The 15404-nt window shown below is 42.9% G+C and carries 13 protein-coding genes; 10 read left to right on the forward strand and 3 right to left on the reverse strand.

Going from position 1 to position 15404, the window contains the following annotated elements; translation table 11 throughout:
* Positions 1–276: 276 nt before the first annotated feature.
* On the reverse strand, positions 277–1854 hold the full coding sequence (gene pckA, locus CHX35_RS10665) for a phosphoenolpyruvate carboxykinase (ATP) (protein WP_091837329.1): 1578 nt from the start codon (positions 1852–1854) through the stop codon (positions 277–279).
* A 216-nt stretch (positions 1855–2070) separates the two neighbouring features.
* Between pckA and CHX35_RS10670 the strand changes: the two genes are divergently transcribed.
* From CHX35_RS10670 to CHX35_RS10685, 4 genes are all read left to right on the forward strand, one after another.
* Positions 2071–2475 carry a S1 RNA-binding domain-containing protein gene (locus tag CHX35_RS10670; protein ID WP_091837331.1) on the forward strand — a complete coding sequence of 135 codons (405 nt, stop codon included), beginning with the start codon at positions 2071–2073 and terminating at the stop codon, positions 2473–2475.
* Positions 2476–2821: 346 nt separating this feature from the next.
* A complete protein-coding gene (locus CHX35_RS10675; RefSeq protein ID WP_176392028.1) occupies positions 2822–4429 on the forward strand; it encodes a protein kinase domain-containing protein in 1608 nt (535 codons plus the stop codon).
* Between the two features lie 79 nt (positions 4430–4508).
* Entirely contained in the window at positions 4509–5336 is an 828-nt protein-coding gene (gene nadE, locus CHX35_RS10680; protein WP_091837334.1) for an ammonia-dependent NAD(+) synthetase, read from the forward strand.
* Positions 5337–5772: 436 nt separating this feature from the next.
* A complete protein-coding gene (locus CHX35_RS10685) occupies positions 5773–7869 on the forward strand; it encodes a glycosyltransferase (RefSeq protein WP_091837336.1) in 2097 nt (698 codons plus the stop codon).
* Positions 7870–8046: 177 nt separating this feature from the next.
* Here the strand turns inward: CHX35_RS10685 and mnmM are convergent, their stop codons facing one another.
* Positions 8047–8625 carry a tRNA 5-(aminomethyl)-2-thiouridylate-methyltransferase MnmM gene (gene mnmM / locus CHX35_RS10690; protein WP_091837338.1) on the reverse strand — a complete coding sequence of 193 codons (579 nt, stop codon included), beginning with the start codon at positions 8623–8625 and terminating at the stop codon, positions 8047–8049.
* Positions 8622–9629, reverse strand: a complete 1008-nt coding sequence (mnmL, locus tag CHX35_RS10695; protein WP_091837339.1) for a tRNA modification radical SAM protein MnmL/YtqA — start codon at positions 9627–9629, stop codon at positions 8622–8624. Before mnmL ends, mnmM begins: the two co-directional genes overlap by 4 nt.
* 136 nt (positions 9630–9765) lie before the next feature.
* On the opposite strand from mnmL, the gene CHX35_RS10700 reads away from it, so the two are divergent.
* The 6 genes from CHX35_RS10700 (at position 9766) to CHX35_RS10725 (ending at position 15391) form a co-directional block, all read left to right on the forward strand.
* Entirely contained in the window at positions 9766–10200 is a 435-nt protein-coding gene (locus CHX35_RS10700; RefSeq protein ID WP_091837341.1) for a ferritin-like domain-containing protein, read from the forward strand.
* A 336-nt stretch (positions 10201–10536) separates the two neighbouring features.
* The gene (locus CHX35_RS10705) at positions 10537–10815 is read left to right on the forward strand and encodes a hypothetical protein (protein ID WP_091837342.1); all 279 of its coding nucleotides are present in this window, start codon (positions 10537–10539) and stop codon (positions 10813–10815) included.
* 138 nt (positions 10816–10953) lie between these two features.
* Positions 10954–11655, forward strand: coding sequence for a response regulator transcription factor (locus tag CHX35_RS10710; protein ID WP_091837344.1), 702 nt, complete (start codon positions 10954–10956; stop codon positions 11653–11655).
* Positions 11649–12635, forward strand: a complete 987-nt coding sequence (locus tag CHX35_RS10715; protein ID WP_176392037.1) for a sensor histidine kinase — start codon at positions 11649–11651, stop codon at positions 12633–12635. The genes CHX35_RS10710 and CHX35_RS10715 overlap by 7 nt, the downstream gene beginning before the upstream one ends.
* 100 nt (positions 12636–12735) lie before the next feature.
* Positions 12736–13506 carry an ABC transporter ATP-binding protein gene (locus CHX35_RS10720; protein WP_091837348.1) on the forward strand — a complete coding sequence of 257 codons (771 nt, stop codon included), beginning with the start codon at positions 12736–12738 and terminating at the stop codon, positions 13504–13506.
* Positions 13481–15391 (forward strand): FtsX-like permease family protein, encoded by a 1911-nt coding sequence (locus CHX35_RS10725; RefSeq protein ID WP_176392029.1) that lies wholly within the window; start codon positions 13481–13483, stop codon positions 15389–15391. Before CHX35_RS10720 ends, CHX35_RS10725 begins: the two co-directional genes overlap by 26 nt.
* Positions 15392–15404 lie beyond the last annotated feature (13 nt).

The following is a 15404-nucleotide window of genomic DNA, read 5'->3' on the forward strand; positions in this document are numbered from 1 at the left end:
TCCAGTATAATTTAATAAATAGGAATATTAATTGATTAAGTATAACTCATATCAATTGCATTGAGAATATACAATGAGGAAATATATTTTTAGCCCTTAATATATGAATCGTTAAGCGTTAGTTGGCGTTGGTGATTCAGGAGGTAGAGGGGAAAGGATCTGTAAGAGCGTAAAAACTTAAAAAGCTTAGGGACAAAAACATGGTGTCCCTAAGCTTTTTAAATACCTATAAAAGTAGTTGGCATTTCGTTGCTAACCTTGCTTTACTAAAGCGTATTATACGCGAGGACCGGCTTGAATGACAGCAGGATCGACATTCTTAAATTTACTAAAGTTCTTTTGGAAGCGATGGGCCAAGTCCTTCGCTTGCGATTCAAACGCAATGGGATCTTTCCATGTATTGCGCGGGGAGAGTAGCTCTGCTGGAACGCCTGGGCATTGGTCTGGAACATAAAGATTGAAGATGGAATCAGGGGTGAAGTTGGCTTGATCCAAACTACCGTTGAGTGCAGCTTTTACCATCGCCCGTGTATAAGAGAGATCCATTCGTTTACCAATACCATAAGCTCCACCCGACCAGCCAGTGTTCACAAGGTAGACGCGGGCATTATGTTCTTCTATCCGTTTACCGAGCATCTCAGCATAAACATGGGCTGGGCGAGGAAGGAAAGGTGCGCCAAAGCAGGTGGAGAAGGTTGCTTCAGGTTCAGTTACGCCCCGTTCTGTCCCCGCTAATTTGCTCGTATAACCGGAAAGAAAATGATACATGGCTTGCTCAGGGGTCAGGCGAGCAATGGGAGGCAATACACCAAAAGCGTCGGCGGTTAAAAAGATGATCACATCAGGGTGTTGACCAATGCCAGGGATCCGTGCGCCTGGAATATGTTCAATGGGATAAGCCGCTCGTGTATTCTCTGTTAAACTCCCATCGTCATAGTTCGGAGATCGGTAATCATCAAGAACCACATTTTCTAGTACAGCACCAAAGCGAATCGCATTCCAAATTTGCGGTTCTTTATCTTCAGATAAGCCGATACACTTGGCATAACAGCCACCCTCGATATTAAAGATTCCATCCTTTGACCAACCATGCTCATCATCTCCAATGAGATACCGTTCGGGGTCAGCAGACAAGGTGGTTTTTCCTGTGCCGGAAAGCCCGAAGAAAAGGGCAGTTTTATTATCGCTGCCGATATTGGCTGAGCAATGCATGGGGAAGACATCGCGATCAGGAAGGAGGTAGTTCATAATGCTAAAGATGGATTTTTTCATCTCACCAGCATATTGAGTTCCCCCAATGAGAATGAGCCGCCGTTTGAGACTTACAGCAATGAAGGCTTCTGAATGGGTGCCATCCAATTCTGGATCGGCCTTTAAGTCAGGAGCACTGATAATCGTAAATTCAGGGGTGAAATCCTCAAGATCCGAAGGGTTCGGTCTGACAAAAAGTTGTTGCACAAAAAGATTGTGCCATGCGTATTCATTGATGGAACGAATCGGAAGACGATAGGATGAATCCGCTCCAGCATAGCCATCGAAAATAAAGATTTCCTTTTCTTTAAGGTAGTTCAACATTTTTAAGTACAAGCGATCAAAAACATCAGGGCTCATCGGTTGGTTGATGGGTCCCCAGTCAATGGTATCGCTGATGGAAGCGTCTTGAACAATAAATTTGTCCTTAGGAGAGCGGCCTGTATAGGCTCCTGTGACAGCAGAGAAAGCCCCAGAGGACGTGAGAGTGCCTTCTTTTCGTAGTAACGCTTTTTCAATTAAAAGCGGGACGGATAAATTCCGATGGGTCTGACCTTTCAGTGTGTATCTCATCCAATGAGAGATATCAGATTGAGTCTTCATGGGTCCATCCTTTCTTTTTGCCATCACATTAAAATGTTGAAAGTGTTTTCATGAGGTATTTAACGCAAAAAGTATAACACATTTATGCTTTTCGTGGGAATGGTATACTTCATAATGGGCGGTGGGGGATCCTGGCTATTAGGTCCCACCCCATTGACTTCCCCTTGATTTAGTGGTATCTTCATACAGAATGAATAAGATTTCGGGAGTGTTTGAATGAGTCAGCTAGCGGAAGGATCCGTCGTAAGCGGAGAAGTGGTCGCCATTAAACCCTTCGGGGCTTTCGTCAAACTGGAAACAGGAGAGACGGGTCTGGTCCACATCTCTCAAATTTCTTCCAAGTTCGTCGAAAAGGTGGAAGATGAACTTTCTGTTGGAAGTACCATCAAAGCAAAAGTGCTTTCCATCGATCCGTCAGGGAAAATATCTTTATCCATTAAAGCTCTGACAGATGATCGCCCACAACGTGGTGGTGGTGGTGGCGGTGGGCGCGGTGGTCGTCGCGGAGGCGGGGATCGTCGTGGAGGTCCTGGCGACTTTGAGGATATGATGAAGAAGTGGATGAAGAGTAGTGAAGAACGGCTGAGTGCATTAGCGGCTAAGCAGAAAAAAGGTCGCTGACACATAGATTCAACAACATCCTTCGTGGGAACGGAGGGTGTTTTTTTTATCGATTTCCAGCGGGTTCACATGTAAGGATCATTCTTGTGGTAATATCATGACAGACATTGTTTCAAGGTGTTGAAGAATGGCCAGTTCATCAACCCCCCGTGCAAAATGAGTAATTCCTTTAACTATGGGATAATTAATAACGTTTGATTTTTTACAATGGACATATAATGATGGATCTCCCTAGTTTTTTTATGTGCTTTGGTTGGAAGTTATATGTCCTTTGGCATAGCAATGATAATATAGGAAATATGAAATGTACCTTATTCCTCAGGATGAGATGAGAAGGGTGATGCTTGTGGAAGGGAAGTACCTGGGAGGACGATACGAGATCCTTCGCCGTCTTGGTGGTGGCGGTATGGCTGTCGTTTACCTAGCCCGGGATCAGCTTCTGGAACGACAAGTTGCCATTAAAGTGATGAATGAGTCTTTGAGTCATGACGACGATTTTATCCGCCGTTTTGCTAGGGAAGCAAAGGCAGCAGCCATTATGTCCCATCCCCATGTGATTAATGTGTATGACGTGGGGAGGGAGGACCATATTCATTATATGGTAATGGAATATATGAATGGAGCTTCGTTGATGGATGTGATTGAACAACGAGGTTCGCTTCCGCCTGAAGAGGCGATTTCCATTATCTCGCAAGTTTGCAGTGGGTTATCCCATGCCCATGAACAAGGGATTATACACCGGGATATTAAACCTCACAATATCATGCAACGAAATGGTCAGTACAAATTAGGCGACTTTGGTATCTCACGCTTAAATGGGGCAACATCGATTACCCAGACTGGTTTTGTGATGGGATCGGTCCATTATTTTTCTCCAGAACAAGCCCGGGGTCGGGATATTGGTTATCAAAGTGATATTTATTCACTGGGTGTTGTTCTCTTTTATTTGGTTACCGGAGAGCTACCCTTTCAAGGAGAAGAAGCAGTAGCAATTGCTTTAAAGCACTTGCAAGAGCCGGTTCCTGATCCGAGAATGTGGAATCCCCATATCCCGATTGGAGTATGTGAAGTCATCTCGCGTGCGATGGAAAAAGAACCGCAGCATCGTTATGTGAGTGCAGATGAGATGAAAAATGATTTGGATCGAGTGCTTGAGAATCCATTGAGTTCAACACGACTGATGGAAAATGATCCCGCTCCAGTAGCTAGACAAGTAATAGAAGACAATCATGAAGATATCCATACACCATTATCTGGTGAGCGACTGCCAAGCCGTTCCCATAGTGGACGTGTTCCGGAATTAAAGAAAACGCGCAAGAAAACAGGTTGGATTGTTGCAGGTGCAGGGTTAGCTATTATTTTGCTATTATTTTCATTTTTAGTGATGAGTAATCTTGGTTCGCATCCGGTTAATGGGGCATCCCCGAAACCAGTGCATCATAAAAAGAAAGTGGATCACAGTGAAGATAATAAAGACTCGGTCACTCATGATCCCGCAGATGATAATGACGAAGGGAACCAGGGCGATGGGACGGAAGACCCTACGACCAATCCGACGAACCCTTCTGATCAATCCAATGAGCCCACCGATGACAGCTATGATTGGAATCAAGATATTCCAGGTGCCCAAGGGGATAATAATACCTTTAGTGGCTTTTCTCAAACCGGTGCCAATGGAAATTACCAAGTGAACGTGGCGGTGAAAGCGGCGCCGGGACAAGGAGTTTTCTATGATGTGATCCTAGCGGACCATGTAGGACAACGGGAGACGACCAGTCACCAACCGATTCAGCATACCAGTGATGGAACGAACTATTCTCCCACTAAGTTCTCGGTTTCAACACCAATTCCTCCAGGTGAAGGCATCGTGAAAATCAGGATGTATCGTGTCGATTCAGGAACCAACCAATCCGTCGATCCGGTTGAATACTTGTTATATAAGGCGGATCAATGACAGGGCTATGAAATGCTAGTCTGGATATCCTATGGTATAACTAAAGGGAAGAATGAAGGATTGGCTAAGGAGGTACAATATGAAGCGCTTGCAACAAGATATTATTGCTGAATTAGGAGTATCTTCTTCCATTGCTCCTGAGACAGAAGTGAAGAATCGGGTCAACTTTATTAAGAATTACCTTACTCATACGGGGGCAAAGGGTCTTGTATTAGGGATCTCTGGAGGGCAGGATTCCTCACTCGCTGGACGGCTATGTCAATTGGCGGTTGAAGAATTACGCCAAGAAACGGGAGGTACCTATACATTTATTGCGATGCGCCTTCCCTACGGAGTGCAGCGGGATGAGGAAGATGCACAGCGTTCTCTTCAATTCATTCAACCCGATCAAAGCATTGTAGTGAATATCAAAGATGCAGTGGATGCGAGTGTGCGTTCATTCCAAGAGGGAACAGAAGAAGCTCTCTCTGATTATGTCAAAGGCAATTGCAAAGCACGCCAACGGATGATTGCTCAGTACAATGTAGCAGGGCATTATGGTCTCCTTGTTGTGGGAACCGATCATGCTGCAGAGGCCGTCACTGGATTTTTCACGAAATTTGGTGATGGGGGTGCTGATTTAGTTCCGCTCTTTGGATTAAGTAAACGCCAAGGTAAAAAACTATTGCAGTACTTAGGGGCAGAGCCTGCCATCTATGAAAAAGTCCCCACAGCGGATCTGCTTGATGAAAAGCCAGGTCAAGCAGATGAAGCAGAACTTGGTTTGACCTATGAAATCATCGATGACTACCTAGAAGGAAAAGAAGGATCACAAGAACATGCAGAAAAAGTGGAGCAACGCTTCCTAGCTACTCGTCATAAACGAACCATTCCTGTGTCCATATTGGATACCTGGTGGAAAGGTTAAGAAGCGAAAGTGACGAGTGAAAAAGGTTTGATTCATTAAAAGAAAGTCCCCAACCTTCATGAAGGTTGGGGACTTTCTTTTAATGATAGGAGAACACTTCCAAAAATAGTGAAGGTATTTTCCAAAAGAAAAAAATGGTTTAATAGTTAGTTTGTCAGGTGGTTTTGCAGTGGCAAATCATTGTGTAAAGAAGAAAAAGTATTTTGAGAAAGGAATAATGTTTGTTTTAAAAGGGAAGGAAAAATCTGTTATGCCAATTATTTTATATAAAAAGGAGGTGAAGTGGACACAAAAAAAGATTGGGTCTCGAATTATAGAGTGAGGGAGTTATTAAAGGGTGATTATATATTTATTGCATTGACAAGGGAGAAATAAAATAACCATCCAAATTAAACAAAATTTAGAAATCGAAAACTAAAAGGTAGGGGGGTTTACGTTGTTATTTGAGGAGAGAACGGATCAAGCGGATAAGCTTTATCTTTTATTAAATACGATGAATCCTAAAAGAGGAGGACTGACACGTAATCTTCTACAGCGTGCAAAGCTTCTTTCTGAGGGCTCCCGTTATGAGGTTCATATCTTAACCTTTGATTTTAATCCGGATTACAATCATATATATGAATTAATGAAAGAAAAAAAATTAATTAACCATCGTATGTATATCCATAATTTATACGAGTACTTAGAAGAGCAAAGTGGTTTCTCAGAACCTGAACGCCCTGCGCAGACGCACCCGATTGAAGAAGTTGGGATGACTGTAGAGCCGGTCAACGACAGTAATGCATATCGAATATATCGGGATGGCATCTATATTAAATATAAAAATTATGACGCAGAGGGTCGATTACGTTGGATCGATTATTTTAACGAAAATCGTTACCGCACCAAGCGAGAAACTTATGACTATCAGGGGCGCTTGCGTCGTGTTACGTACATGGATTATTTAAAAAACAAACCCAAGCAAATTCGATATTTTGATAAACGAGGGTGCTGTTATCTAACAAAATGGTTTAATCCTGAAAATAATCTTTGTACCCGAGTTAATCTTTTTTATGATGATTCGAAGAAGATCGATACCTTCAAAGATGAACATCACCTTAAAATTAATTGGTTAGATCGTTTGGCCAATGATTCCCCGGGCGCTATCTTCCAAACTGAAATTACCCAATTGGATAAAACGGATGAGCTGATCCTGGGTATGGAAAATAAAGAAGTTGCGAAAGTGAAGATGATTCACAGCAATCATCTTAAGTATCCTTCGAAGGTACAAGGTCCATTATTAGAGGCTCATGAAAAGGCAATTCATCACGCTCCTTCCTTTGATGCGATGGTATTTATCACCCAAAAGCAGAAGGAAGATGTAAGGAAGCGCTTTGGCCCTCTCACAACCTATCATGCGATTCCCCATAGTGCTCCGATCCCTGAAAGTGGTCGTTCAATCAAAAGAGACCCTTGGAAGGCGGTTTGTATTGCTCGATTTTCGGCTTCGAAGAACCTTGATCATGCAATAAAAGCTTTTCGTAAAGTAGTTACTAAGTTCCCCAAAGCCCAGTTAGAGTTGTGGGGATACGGTTCTGAAGAAAAAGCCCTACGAAAACTGATTAAAAAATTAAAGCTTGAAGAACATGTATTTATTAAAGGGTTTACTCATGAAGCATTGGATGTATTTCGAGGGGCTGCCTTCTCGGTATTTTGTTCGAAAAGAGAAGGCTTTGGTCTAGTAATTGCAGAAAGTATGTCAGTTGGGACACCAGTAATCAGTTACGATATTAATTATGGACCGCAGGAAATGATTTCTCATGAAGAGAATGGCTTGCTCATTCCCATGGGTAAAATTGATCAATTAGCGACGGCGATGATGGATCTCTTTGCTCATCAGGATAAACGGGAGCGTTTTGGGAAAGCGGCATGCAACATCGTAGAAACAATGAATGAGAAAACTTATTTAACACGTTGGGTACAGGCATACGACCACATTCAGAAAAAGAAAAAACATCAAATCAATGGGCTGCCCAGATATGGTTCCCTTACCGAAGTGAAATTGGCGAATAACAAAACGGTTCGTATTTCGGGAACGGTCCATCTGCAAAACAAAAAGTGTCCGAGTGAAAGACGTTCTGTCTTCTTGCACCTTCATCATCCAGATCACAAACTGACACAAGAGTTCCCAATAAAAGTGATATGGTCAGAAAATGGAAAAGGTAGTTTTACTACCGAAATCCGACTTTCCGACTTAACAAGCAGGCACAAATCAGCGACAAGGTCATGGAAGATTTTTCTGAATTTCTCTGAACAAGATTTCCCAACGTATCTACCTCTTCGAGCGCAAAGGAATATTACTCAAAGTAAGCGTGTATTCTTTACTCAGGGTTTAGTTGCAATTCGGAGTAATCAACAGGGGAATGTGATCCTCACGATGGGCAAATTTCTTCACATTTACCAGGGATTAAAAGAGAAAATGAAGAAGAGAATACGGCGTTATGAAACCTCGTTAAAAAAGCGTCTTCAACGATGGTTGCAAGTACCTAACTAAGGAATGAATAGTTCATTCAACGATCGAACCATTAAGAATAATAGTTGCGCTGTTGGAAGAATCGACTTGGCAACGAGTTAGTAACAACCGTAGAATCTGGACTGTGTTAATTAAATAAAGGAAAAGAGGAGGGTTGGTTTTCATTTGAAAACCAACCCTCCTCAGTTGTTGGTAAACCTAATTCAATCCCTTTTTTCGCACCAGTGCCAGAGAAGGGGCTAGGTTCCGATTGAGGAGTTGATAGTGAGCCGTATCAAAAAGGCGAGTATTTAGTAGTGAAAGCTTCTGAAGAACTGCTGTCGCTTCTTCCTTACCGCCAGCATGCCCTGTATAAAGAACCAGGCTTAAGGTGCCGCTAGGTCCGAGCCATTCAAGGGATTGATCGATTGCCGTAAGGGTCGTGTCTGGGAGTGTCGTTACTTCAAGTTTCCCTTTGGGTAAGTAGCCGAGGTTAAACATGATGGCTTGAACCTGTGGGATGGTTAACTCGGACAACACTTCCGTCATGTGCTGATGCCCCCTTTGATGTAAGGAGACACGTTCCTCAACCTTTGCTTCCTTTAAGCGGGTGTACGTGTTTTCAAGTGCTTGGGACTGAATATCAAAGGCAATCACTTGCCCCTCTTCACCCACCGATTGGGCGAGGAAGAGGGTATCATGCCCATTGCCTGCCGTCGCGTCAATCGCGATGGCTCCAGGAAATAAGGAGTCCTTCACCAGGGTGTGGGTGAAGGACAAGATGGAGGCTAGGTTCATTGAATGGAGGTCACCCCCCAAGGACGTGTCCGAACAGGGAGTGGAGTCGTCATCGAAGGGTTCCAGTGCTTGCCTTGCCAGGAATTGCGCCGGACTAGTTCATCATCGATGGCGGTGAGTGCCTCCCATTTCTTTGTACTCCACATGGGACCGATCATAAGATCGGGGGGGCCATCTCCTGTAACCCGGTGGATAATCATCGAAGGAGGGAGCATTTCCAGGGTATCAACGACGAGGTTTACATAGGTATCCCGATCAAGGAATTCGAGAAGTCCCTCTTTATATTGCTTCACCATCGGGGTCTTTTTCAGGAGGTGAAGGGAGTGGATTTTAATTCCTTGGATATCCATCGCTGCACAGGCCTGTGCAGTCTCTAACATCATTTCGGGTGTTTCCTGGGGGAGACCAAAGATAATATGAGCACAGACGCGAATGCCCCTCGCGCGTAACTTGGTCACCGCATCTAAAAAACAAGCATAATCATGGGCGCGGTTGATGAGATCTGAGGTGGATTCGTGTACGGTCTGTAAGCCGAGTTCTACCCATAGGTAAGTTTTTTGATTGATCTCTTCGAGAAGATCCAGGACATCATCAGGTAAGCAATCTGGACGGGTAGCAATCGATAGACCCATAACTCCAGGTTGTTTCATGATGACTTCATACATGGGACGCAACTCTTCTACAGGCGCATAGGTGTTGCTGAAGGCTTGGAAATATCCCAAATATTTCGCTTCAGGCCACTTTTGGTGCATCCGGTTTTTCACTTTATTAAATTGCTCTTCCAAGTCATCGCGACGGCGTCCAGCAAAGTCTCCTGATCCTAAGGGGCTACAAAAAGTACATCCCCCTGGTTTTCCGATGGTAAGATCCCGATTAGGGCAAGAGAAACCCCCATCGAGGGGAACTTTAAAAACTTTTCCTCCAAAACGATTACGGAGGTAATAATTAAATGTATGGTATCGCTTCTCTCCCCAAAAAAGGGGAGCCGGTTGATTTGCTTCCATGGTAAAACCGCCTTTTAGCTGTCGAATTCGTTTCCCATTATACTACAAATTTTGCGATTCCCAAGTTTGATTCTTTGGATTCGGGGAAAACATAACCAAGAGAGCCTGAAAGATCCTGAAAGGAGACGATGCTTTTATGGATGACAAAATTAAAACCCTGATTGAGGGCTTGAACGAAGATCTATCTTATGAATATGCGGCGGTTATCACGTATACGTATAATGCCTCGACAATATCGGGACTTTCACGACCGATTTTGAAGGATTTTTTTGAGGCTGAGGCACAGGACGAATTAAAACATGCGCGGTACCTGTCTGAAAAAATTGCTGCACTCGGTGGAAAGCCCCTGGTAAAACCAGCAGAAGTGAAGCAGGCGGAAGACGTTCGCACGATGTTGGAAAATGCGATTGCAGAAGAAGGGGCAACGATTGAACGTTATGTAAAACGGATCGATCAAGCCGAAGCGGCAGGACAGTATGGTCTGAAAGTCGAGCTGGAGGATATGCTCGCGGATGAGTCCAACCATAAAGAAGAGATGCAGCGGTTGTTGCAAGATCCGCGCCTCTCATAAACCACACCAAAAAAAGCTGGCGCTTAATGCGTCAGCTTTTTTTCGTGTGGTGAGTCTACCTTCTACGTAATTACTTGCTTAAATTCATCAGAGGGTGGAAATGAAAAATACTACAAATAAAAATTGATTACCGATTGAAAGCAAATGAACTTCCTATCAAAATTACTGCGTATCAAAAGTGGTTTGAAGATAACAAACCATTATCACCAGGTGATGTGGCTGATAATAATAAAAATAGAAAGGGTTAACAACCAATTATATGACTGTACAAACGAACGATCTATTCTATGAATAGATTAATAGGGCAGGTGAATTTACTGAAAGTAGGGGTTCCTATTGAAGTCGAAAGTGTCTAAGCAACGACAAGGTCGTGGTAAAGTGAGCCGTTTTGGAGGCTCGCCTACCAATGCGCTTATCGCGTCATTAGTAGCGGCCATTCGGGCAACCTTTTCCTATGGAGATCCGATTGCCGTTAGCTTCGTGGGAGGTTCCGATATTGTCGGTACGTTTGTTTCCGTGAGTGATGGTGTGTTAGTCGTTAATCGGACCGTTGGCGAACATACGGGTACGGCACTGATTGCCTTAGCTGATGTTGATGTGGTAACCAAAGGTTAATAAAATCTCTTTAGGCCAATGCCATCAATCTTAGATGGCATTTTTTATGTTGTTTTTTGTGAAGAAAGGTTATTTATTGCAGTTTATTGCTTCGTGTACAATAGTGGGATACAAGCTTTTGAAAAAGGGTGAAGCTCCTTGAACAAAGTGATGATTGTAGAAGATGATCCGAAAATAAGTACATTGCTTCAATCTTACATAGAGAAGTATGGTTATCAAGTTGTGATTGCAACGGATTTTGCTGGCATACTCGAACAGTTTCATCAGGAAAAACCGGCAATTGTATTATTGGATGTCAATCTGCCGCTGTATGACGGGTTTTATTGGTGCCGTCAACTTCGGTTGGTATCGACCTGTCCCATTCTCTTTATCTCCGCCCGGGAGGGAAAGATGGATCAGGTGATAGCCTTGCAAAATGGGGCAGATGATTACATTACAAAGCCCTTTTATCCAGAAGTGGTTCTCGCGAAAATTGAGAGTCATTTACGTCGAGCCTATGGCTTATATGCGGGGGTAAAGCCACATAGACAATTATCCATTTCGGGCCTTACCCTCTACCCCGATTGCCTCGAACTGGAACGAGCAGGGAAGAAAATAGCTCTGAGTCATAAAGAAAGTGCTTTGTTGGAGCTATTGATGGAGCATCCCAATCAGGTAGTGGGGCGGGAACTCCTTCTTGATGTATTGTGGGATGATTATCAATTCGTGGATGACAATACCCTCAATGTGTATGTCACGCGGACACGAAAAAAATTGAATGAACTTGGTGCCATAGGAGCCATTGAAACCATTCGGGGGGTAGGTTACCGGATTAAGGATCGATGGGAGACGGAATCATGAAATTATTTTGGCGGGAACACTTTTCGTTTCTTCTGGTAAATCTCTTTCAGCTTTTTTTAGTGATCTTAGTCTATTGGCTGGATGGGAATCATCGTAGTACCACGGCAATTTATGCGGGCTTTCTAGGGATTTTCATTCTCGTGATGTATCTGGTCATACGGTATGTGATTCATCGTTCCTTTTATTTGCAATTATCCCATCCGACCAACAGCCTTGATGAAACCATTCACACCAAGGGATTGTCTCCCTTATCTCTAGCGATTCAGGGATATTTATCTTCCCAATATCGTCATTATCAAGCGACCGTTCATCAATATGAAATGAAACAACAGCAGCATCTTACTTTTATTACACAATGGGTGCATCAGATGAAAACACCTCTTTCGGTGATCCAGCTTACGATGAAGGGGAAGATCGAGCCAATTTTCCAAAGCATTCAGGAAGAAATAAGCCGGATTCGTACAGGGTTAGAGACGGTGTTATATACGGCGCGATTGGAGGCTTTTGAACACGATTTTTCTGTGCAACGCGTATCACTTCAATCTGTCATCAATGAGGTGGTGTTTGAACATAAACGTTCCTTTATTCGTCATAAGGTGTTTCCGCAAATTACAGTGGATGAAACCATCCATGTAGAAACGGATCCCAAATGGCTATCCTTCATTGTTGGGCAATTGATCGGGAATGCCATTCGATATTCTGCGGAGATGAGTGAGACGCTCTCCATCTCTGCTTTTTTAAAAGAGGATATGTGGGTACTGGAAATTAGTGATGAAGGAATTGGTATCCCCGCACAGGATATCCATCGTGTCTGTGAACCCTATTTCACAGGGGAAAATGGTAGGAAATATCGGGAGTCTACAGGCATGGGCTTGTACTTAGTGCAAGAAGTTTGCAAAAAGCTCCATCATCAATTTGAGATTTCGTCAGAAGAGGGGAGGGGAACTACGGTCCGTATTCTATTTTTTCATGCCCGCTAACCTTTCAAGGGGTGTAAGGATACTGTCATCTAGATCCATTGGGCCGACAGAACTTCCTCTGCTAAACTAAATCCACCTTATTCATAAAGGAGTTCGGTCCATGGAAATTTGTCAGGTTCGCCATTTGACGAAGATATATGGTGGGAAAGTTCTCAATAAAGCATTATCGGATATGAATTTTACCATTCGAAAAGGAGAATTTGTTGGCATCATGGGTCCATCGGGAAGCGGAAAAACTACCCTTTTGAACATGATCTCTACCATCGATGCCCCTTCTTCTGGAACTGTCATCATTAATGGAAAAGATCCTTATCAATTAAAAAGAGATGAATTGGCACGCTTTCGTCGGCGGGAGTTGGGATTTGTCTTTCAAGATTTTAATCTCCTCGATACGTTGACGATGGAAGAGAACATCGTTCTTCCCTTTGTCCTCGACAAAAAAAACCTTACCGAGATAGAGAAAAACCTGAGAGCTGTAGCTGAACAGCTGGATATCGTCGATATCCTAAAAAAACGGACCTATGAAGTATCCGGTGGACAATTGCAACGAGCCGCGATTGCCCGAGCGATCATCCACTCGCCCTCTCTATTATTAGCGGATGAACCAACTGGAAACCTCGATTCACAATCTGCGCGAACGGTGATGGAGATGTTGGCTTCCGTTAATAAAAAGGATGAGACGACGATGATGTTGGTTACCCATGATCCCATCGCTGCTAGTTATTGTCACCGTGTCATTTTTATTAAGGATGGGAAGATAGAAAAACAGATTGTTCGTGGGAAAGACCGGCAACCTTTTTTCCAAGAGATCATCGACATGCTCTCCTTGTTAGGAGGAAATGCCCATGAACTTTCGTCAGTTCGCCCTTAACAATGTAAAGCGTAATGCAGGTGCTTATGTAGGGTACTTCCTATCCTGTGCCTTTGTAGTTATGGTTTTCTTTCTATATGCCACGTTGATGTTCCATCCACAGTTGGAACAATCGGTGCCGGGTATGGTAACGAAAAACGGAATGCTTATAGCGGAGATTGTCATCTATGGAATTTCATTTTTGTTTCTATTCTACTCGATGAGTGTGTTTCTGAAGGAGAGGACAAAGGAAATTGGCATTCTCATGATCCTTGGTGCCAAGCCATCGCAAATCTATCAATTGATTTTTATTGAAAATATCACCATTGGGATGAGCGCCATCTTTGTTGGTTTGATGTGTGGACTGGCTACGTCGAAACTTTTCTTTATGGTGAGTGCGGATGTCCTTGGCTCAAAGAGGCTTTTCTTTTACGTTCCAGTGCAGGCAACCCTATTGACTGGAATGGTATTTATTATATTGTTTGGTGCGCTGTCCATCCTTACGGTGGGAGGTATCCGCAAAAACAAGGTCATCCATCTTCTGCAAGGGAAGAAGAAAACCAAACAGGAACTCTATGCTAATCCCTGGCTGGCTTTGTTTTCCTTAAGTTGTTTCGTGGTAGCGATCGGTTTAATGCAGGTGAAAATGTTGGCGCCGGAAATCACAATCACTATCCTACTTCTTGGATGTATCGGCACCTATTTTTTCTACACTCAGATGAGTGTATGGGTGATCCAGCAATTCCAGAAAAGAAAGCCATTCTTTTGGAAGGGGACGAGGCTACTGTGGGTATCAGATCTTGCGCATAAACTTAAGGATAATGCGCGCATGTTTTTTATCCTGACAATCGTAGCAACGATAGCCTTCTCAACGATAGGAATCTTAGTCGCTAACGTGCATCAATCGAAGGTATTTTACCAAAAGACCCCCTTTTCAATTGAGATGGCTTCTGAAAGCCATGAAAAAACAGCAATAAAAGAGTCCATGACGGTGGATTATATACTACAGCAACGTGGGATCTACTATCAGAAGGTAATCACTCATTCCCAGTGGGTAGATTTTCAAGGGATCACATATGGGTTGGAAATCATACCGCAATCGGATTATCGATCCCTCATGCAGATTTTGCATTTGAAAAAGGATTTAGTCAGAGATGACGAAATGATTTTACTTAACTCTCCTTGCTATCCACCGATCCAAAAGGTTAATAATGGGGCGATGTTCACGAGAGGAAAAATCCATCTTAAAGTAAAGAGGCAGTATGAGTATCAGATCTTTACAAAAGATAACCGCTTAGCTGTCGTATCCGACCATACTTACTCACAGATTCAACATTCATTAACAAAGGAAGATGGTCAGAGAGTATCGATTTCTTATTACGTACCTGCATGGAAAAGCAATCAAGAACCTCGGGAAAAGGAAATTAAAGCAAGTGAAAAAATTGGAACTATGATTAGTAGTGAGACTTTATTCATGAAGGGAAGTAAATCATTAGATTATATATATGATGCTAAGGGGTATATAATAACCATCTATATAGGTAGTTTTATTGCGTTAATTTTATCATTATTTATCGTCAGTTTCTTATATTTTAGGCTTTTTACCGACTTTTATCTCGAGAGAGAATCTTATAGGAAATTAATTAAGGTGGGTGTGAGTATTAAGGAGTTGAAGCATATCTCCACTTTAAAAATGGCAGTTATGTTCTTTTTTCCGTTAATCATTGCTATGATGGAATCACTTATTAGTTTATCGATGATGAAAAGGCACATTGGGTTACTGGAGATCGTAGTGCCAAGCTTATATGGCATCGGTGTCTTCTTCTGCTTACAGCTCCTTTACTTTCTCATTTTCCGTTCTCGGTATTTGAAAAAGTTAAATCAATGGATGACAATAACAAAGTGAAGGGTTTTAGGCG

This window comes from Marininema halotolerans, assembly GCF_900116235.1.
Lineage (GTDB): Bacteria > Bacillota > Bacilli > Thermoactinomycetales > DSM-45169 > Marininema > Marininema halotolerans.

Bases quoted from the DNA above. Each gene is read 5' to 3' on its own strand.
- pckA (WP_091837329.1), bottom strand. From the start codon at position 1,854: ATGAAGACTCAATCTGATATCTCTCATTGGATGAGATACACACTGAAA.
- CHX35_RS10720 (WP_091837348.1), top strand. From the start codon at position 12,736: ATGGAAATTTGTCAGGTTCGCCATTTGACGAAGATATATGGTGGGAAA.
- CHX35_RS10725 (WP_176392029.1), top strand. From the start codon at position 13,481: ATGAACTTTCGTCAGTTCGCCCTTAACAATGTAAAGCGTAATGCAGGT.
- CHX35_RS10670 (WP_091837331.1), top strand. From the start codon at position 2,071: ATGAGTCAGCTAGCGGAAGGATCCGTCGTAAGCGGAGAAGTGGTCGCC.
- mnmM (WP_091837338.1), bottom strand. From the start codon at position 8,625: ATGAACCTAGCCTCCATCTTGTCCTTCACCCACACCCTGGTGAAGGAC.
- mnmL (WP_091837339.1), bottom strand. From the start codon at position 9,629: ATGGAAGCAAATCAACCGGCTCCCCTTTTTTGGGGAGAGAAGCGATAC.
- CHX35_RS10700 (WP_091837341.1), top strand. From the start codon at position 9,766: ATGGATGACAAAATTAAAACCCTGATTGAGGGCTTGAACGAAGATCTA.
- nadE (WP_091837334.1), top strand. From the start codon at position 4,509: ATGAAGCGCTTGCAACAAGATATTATTGCTGAATTAGGAGTATCTTCT.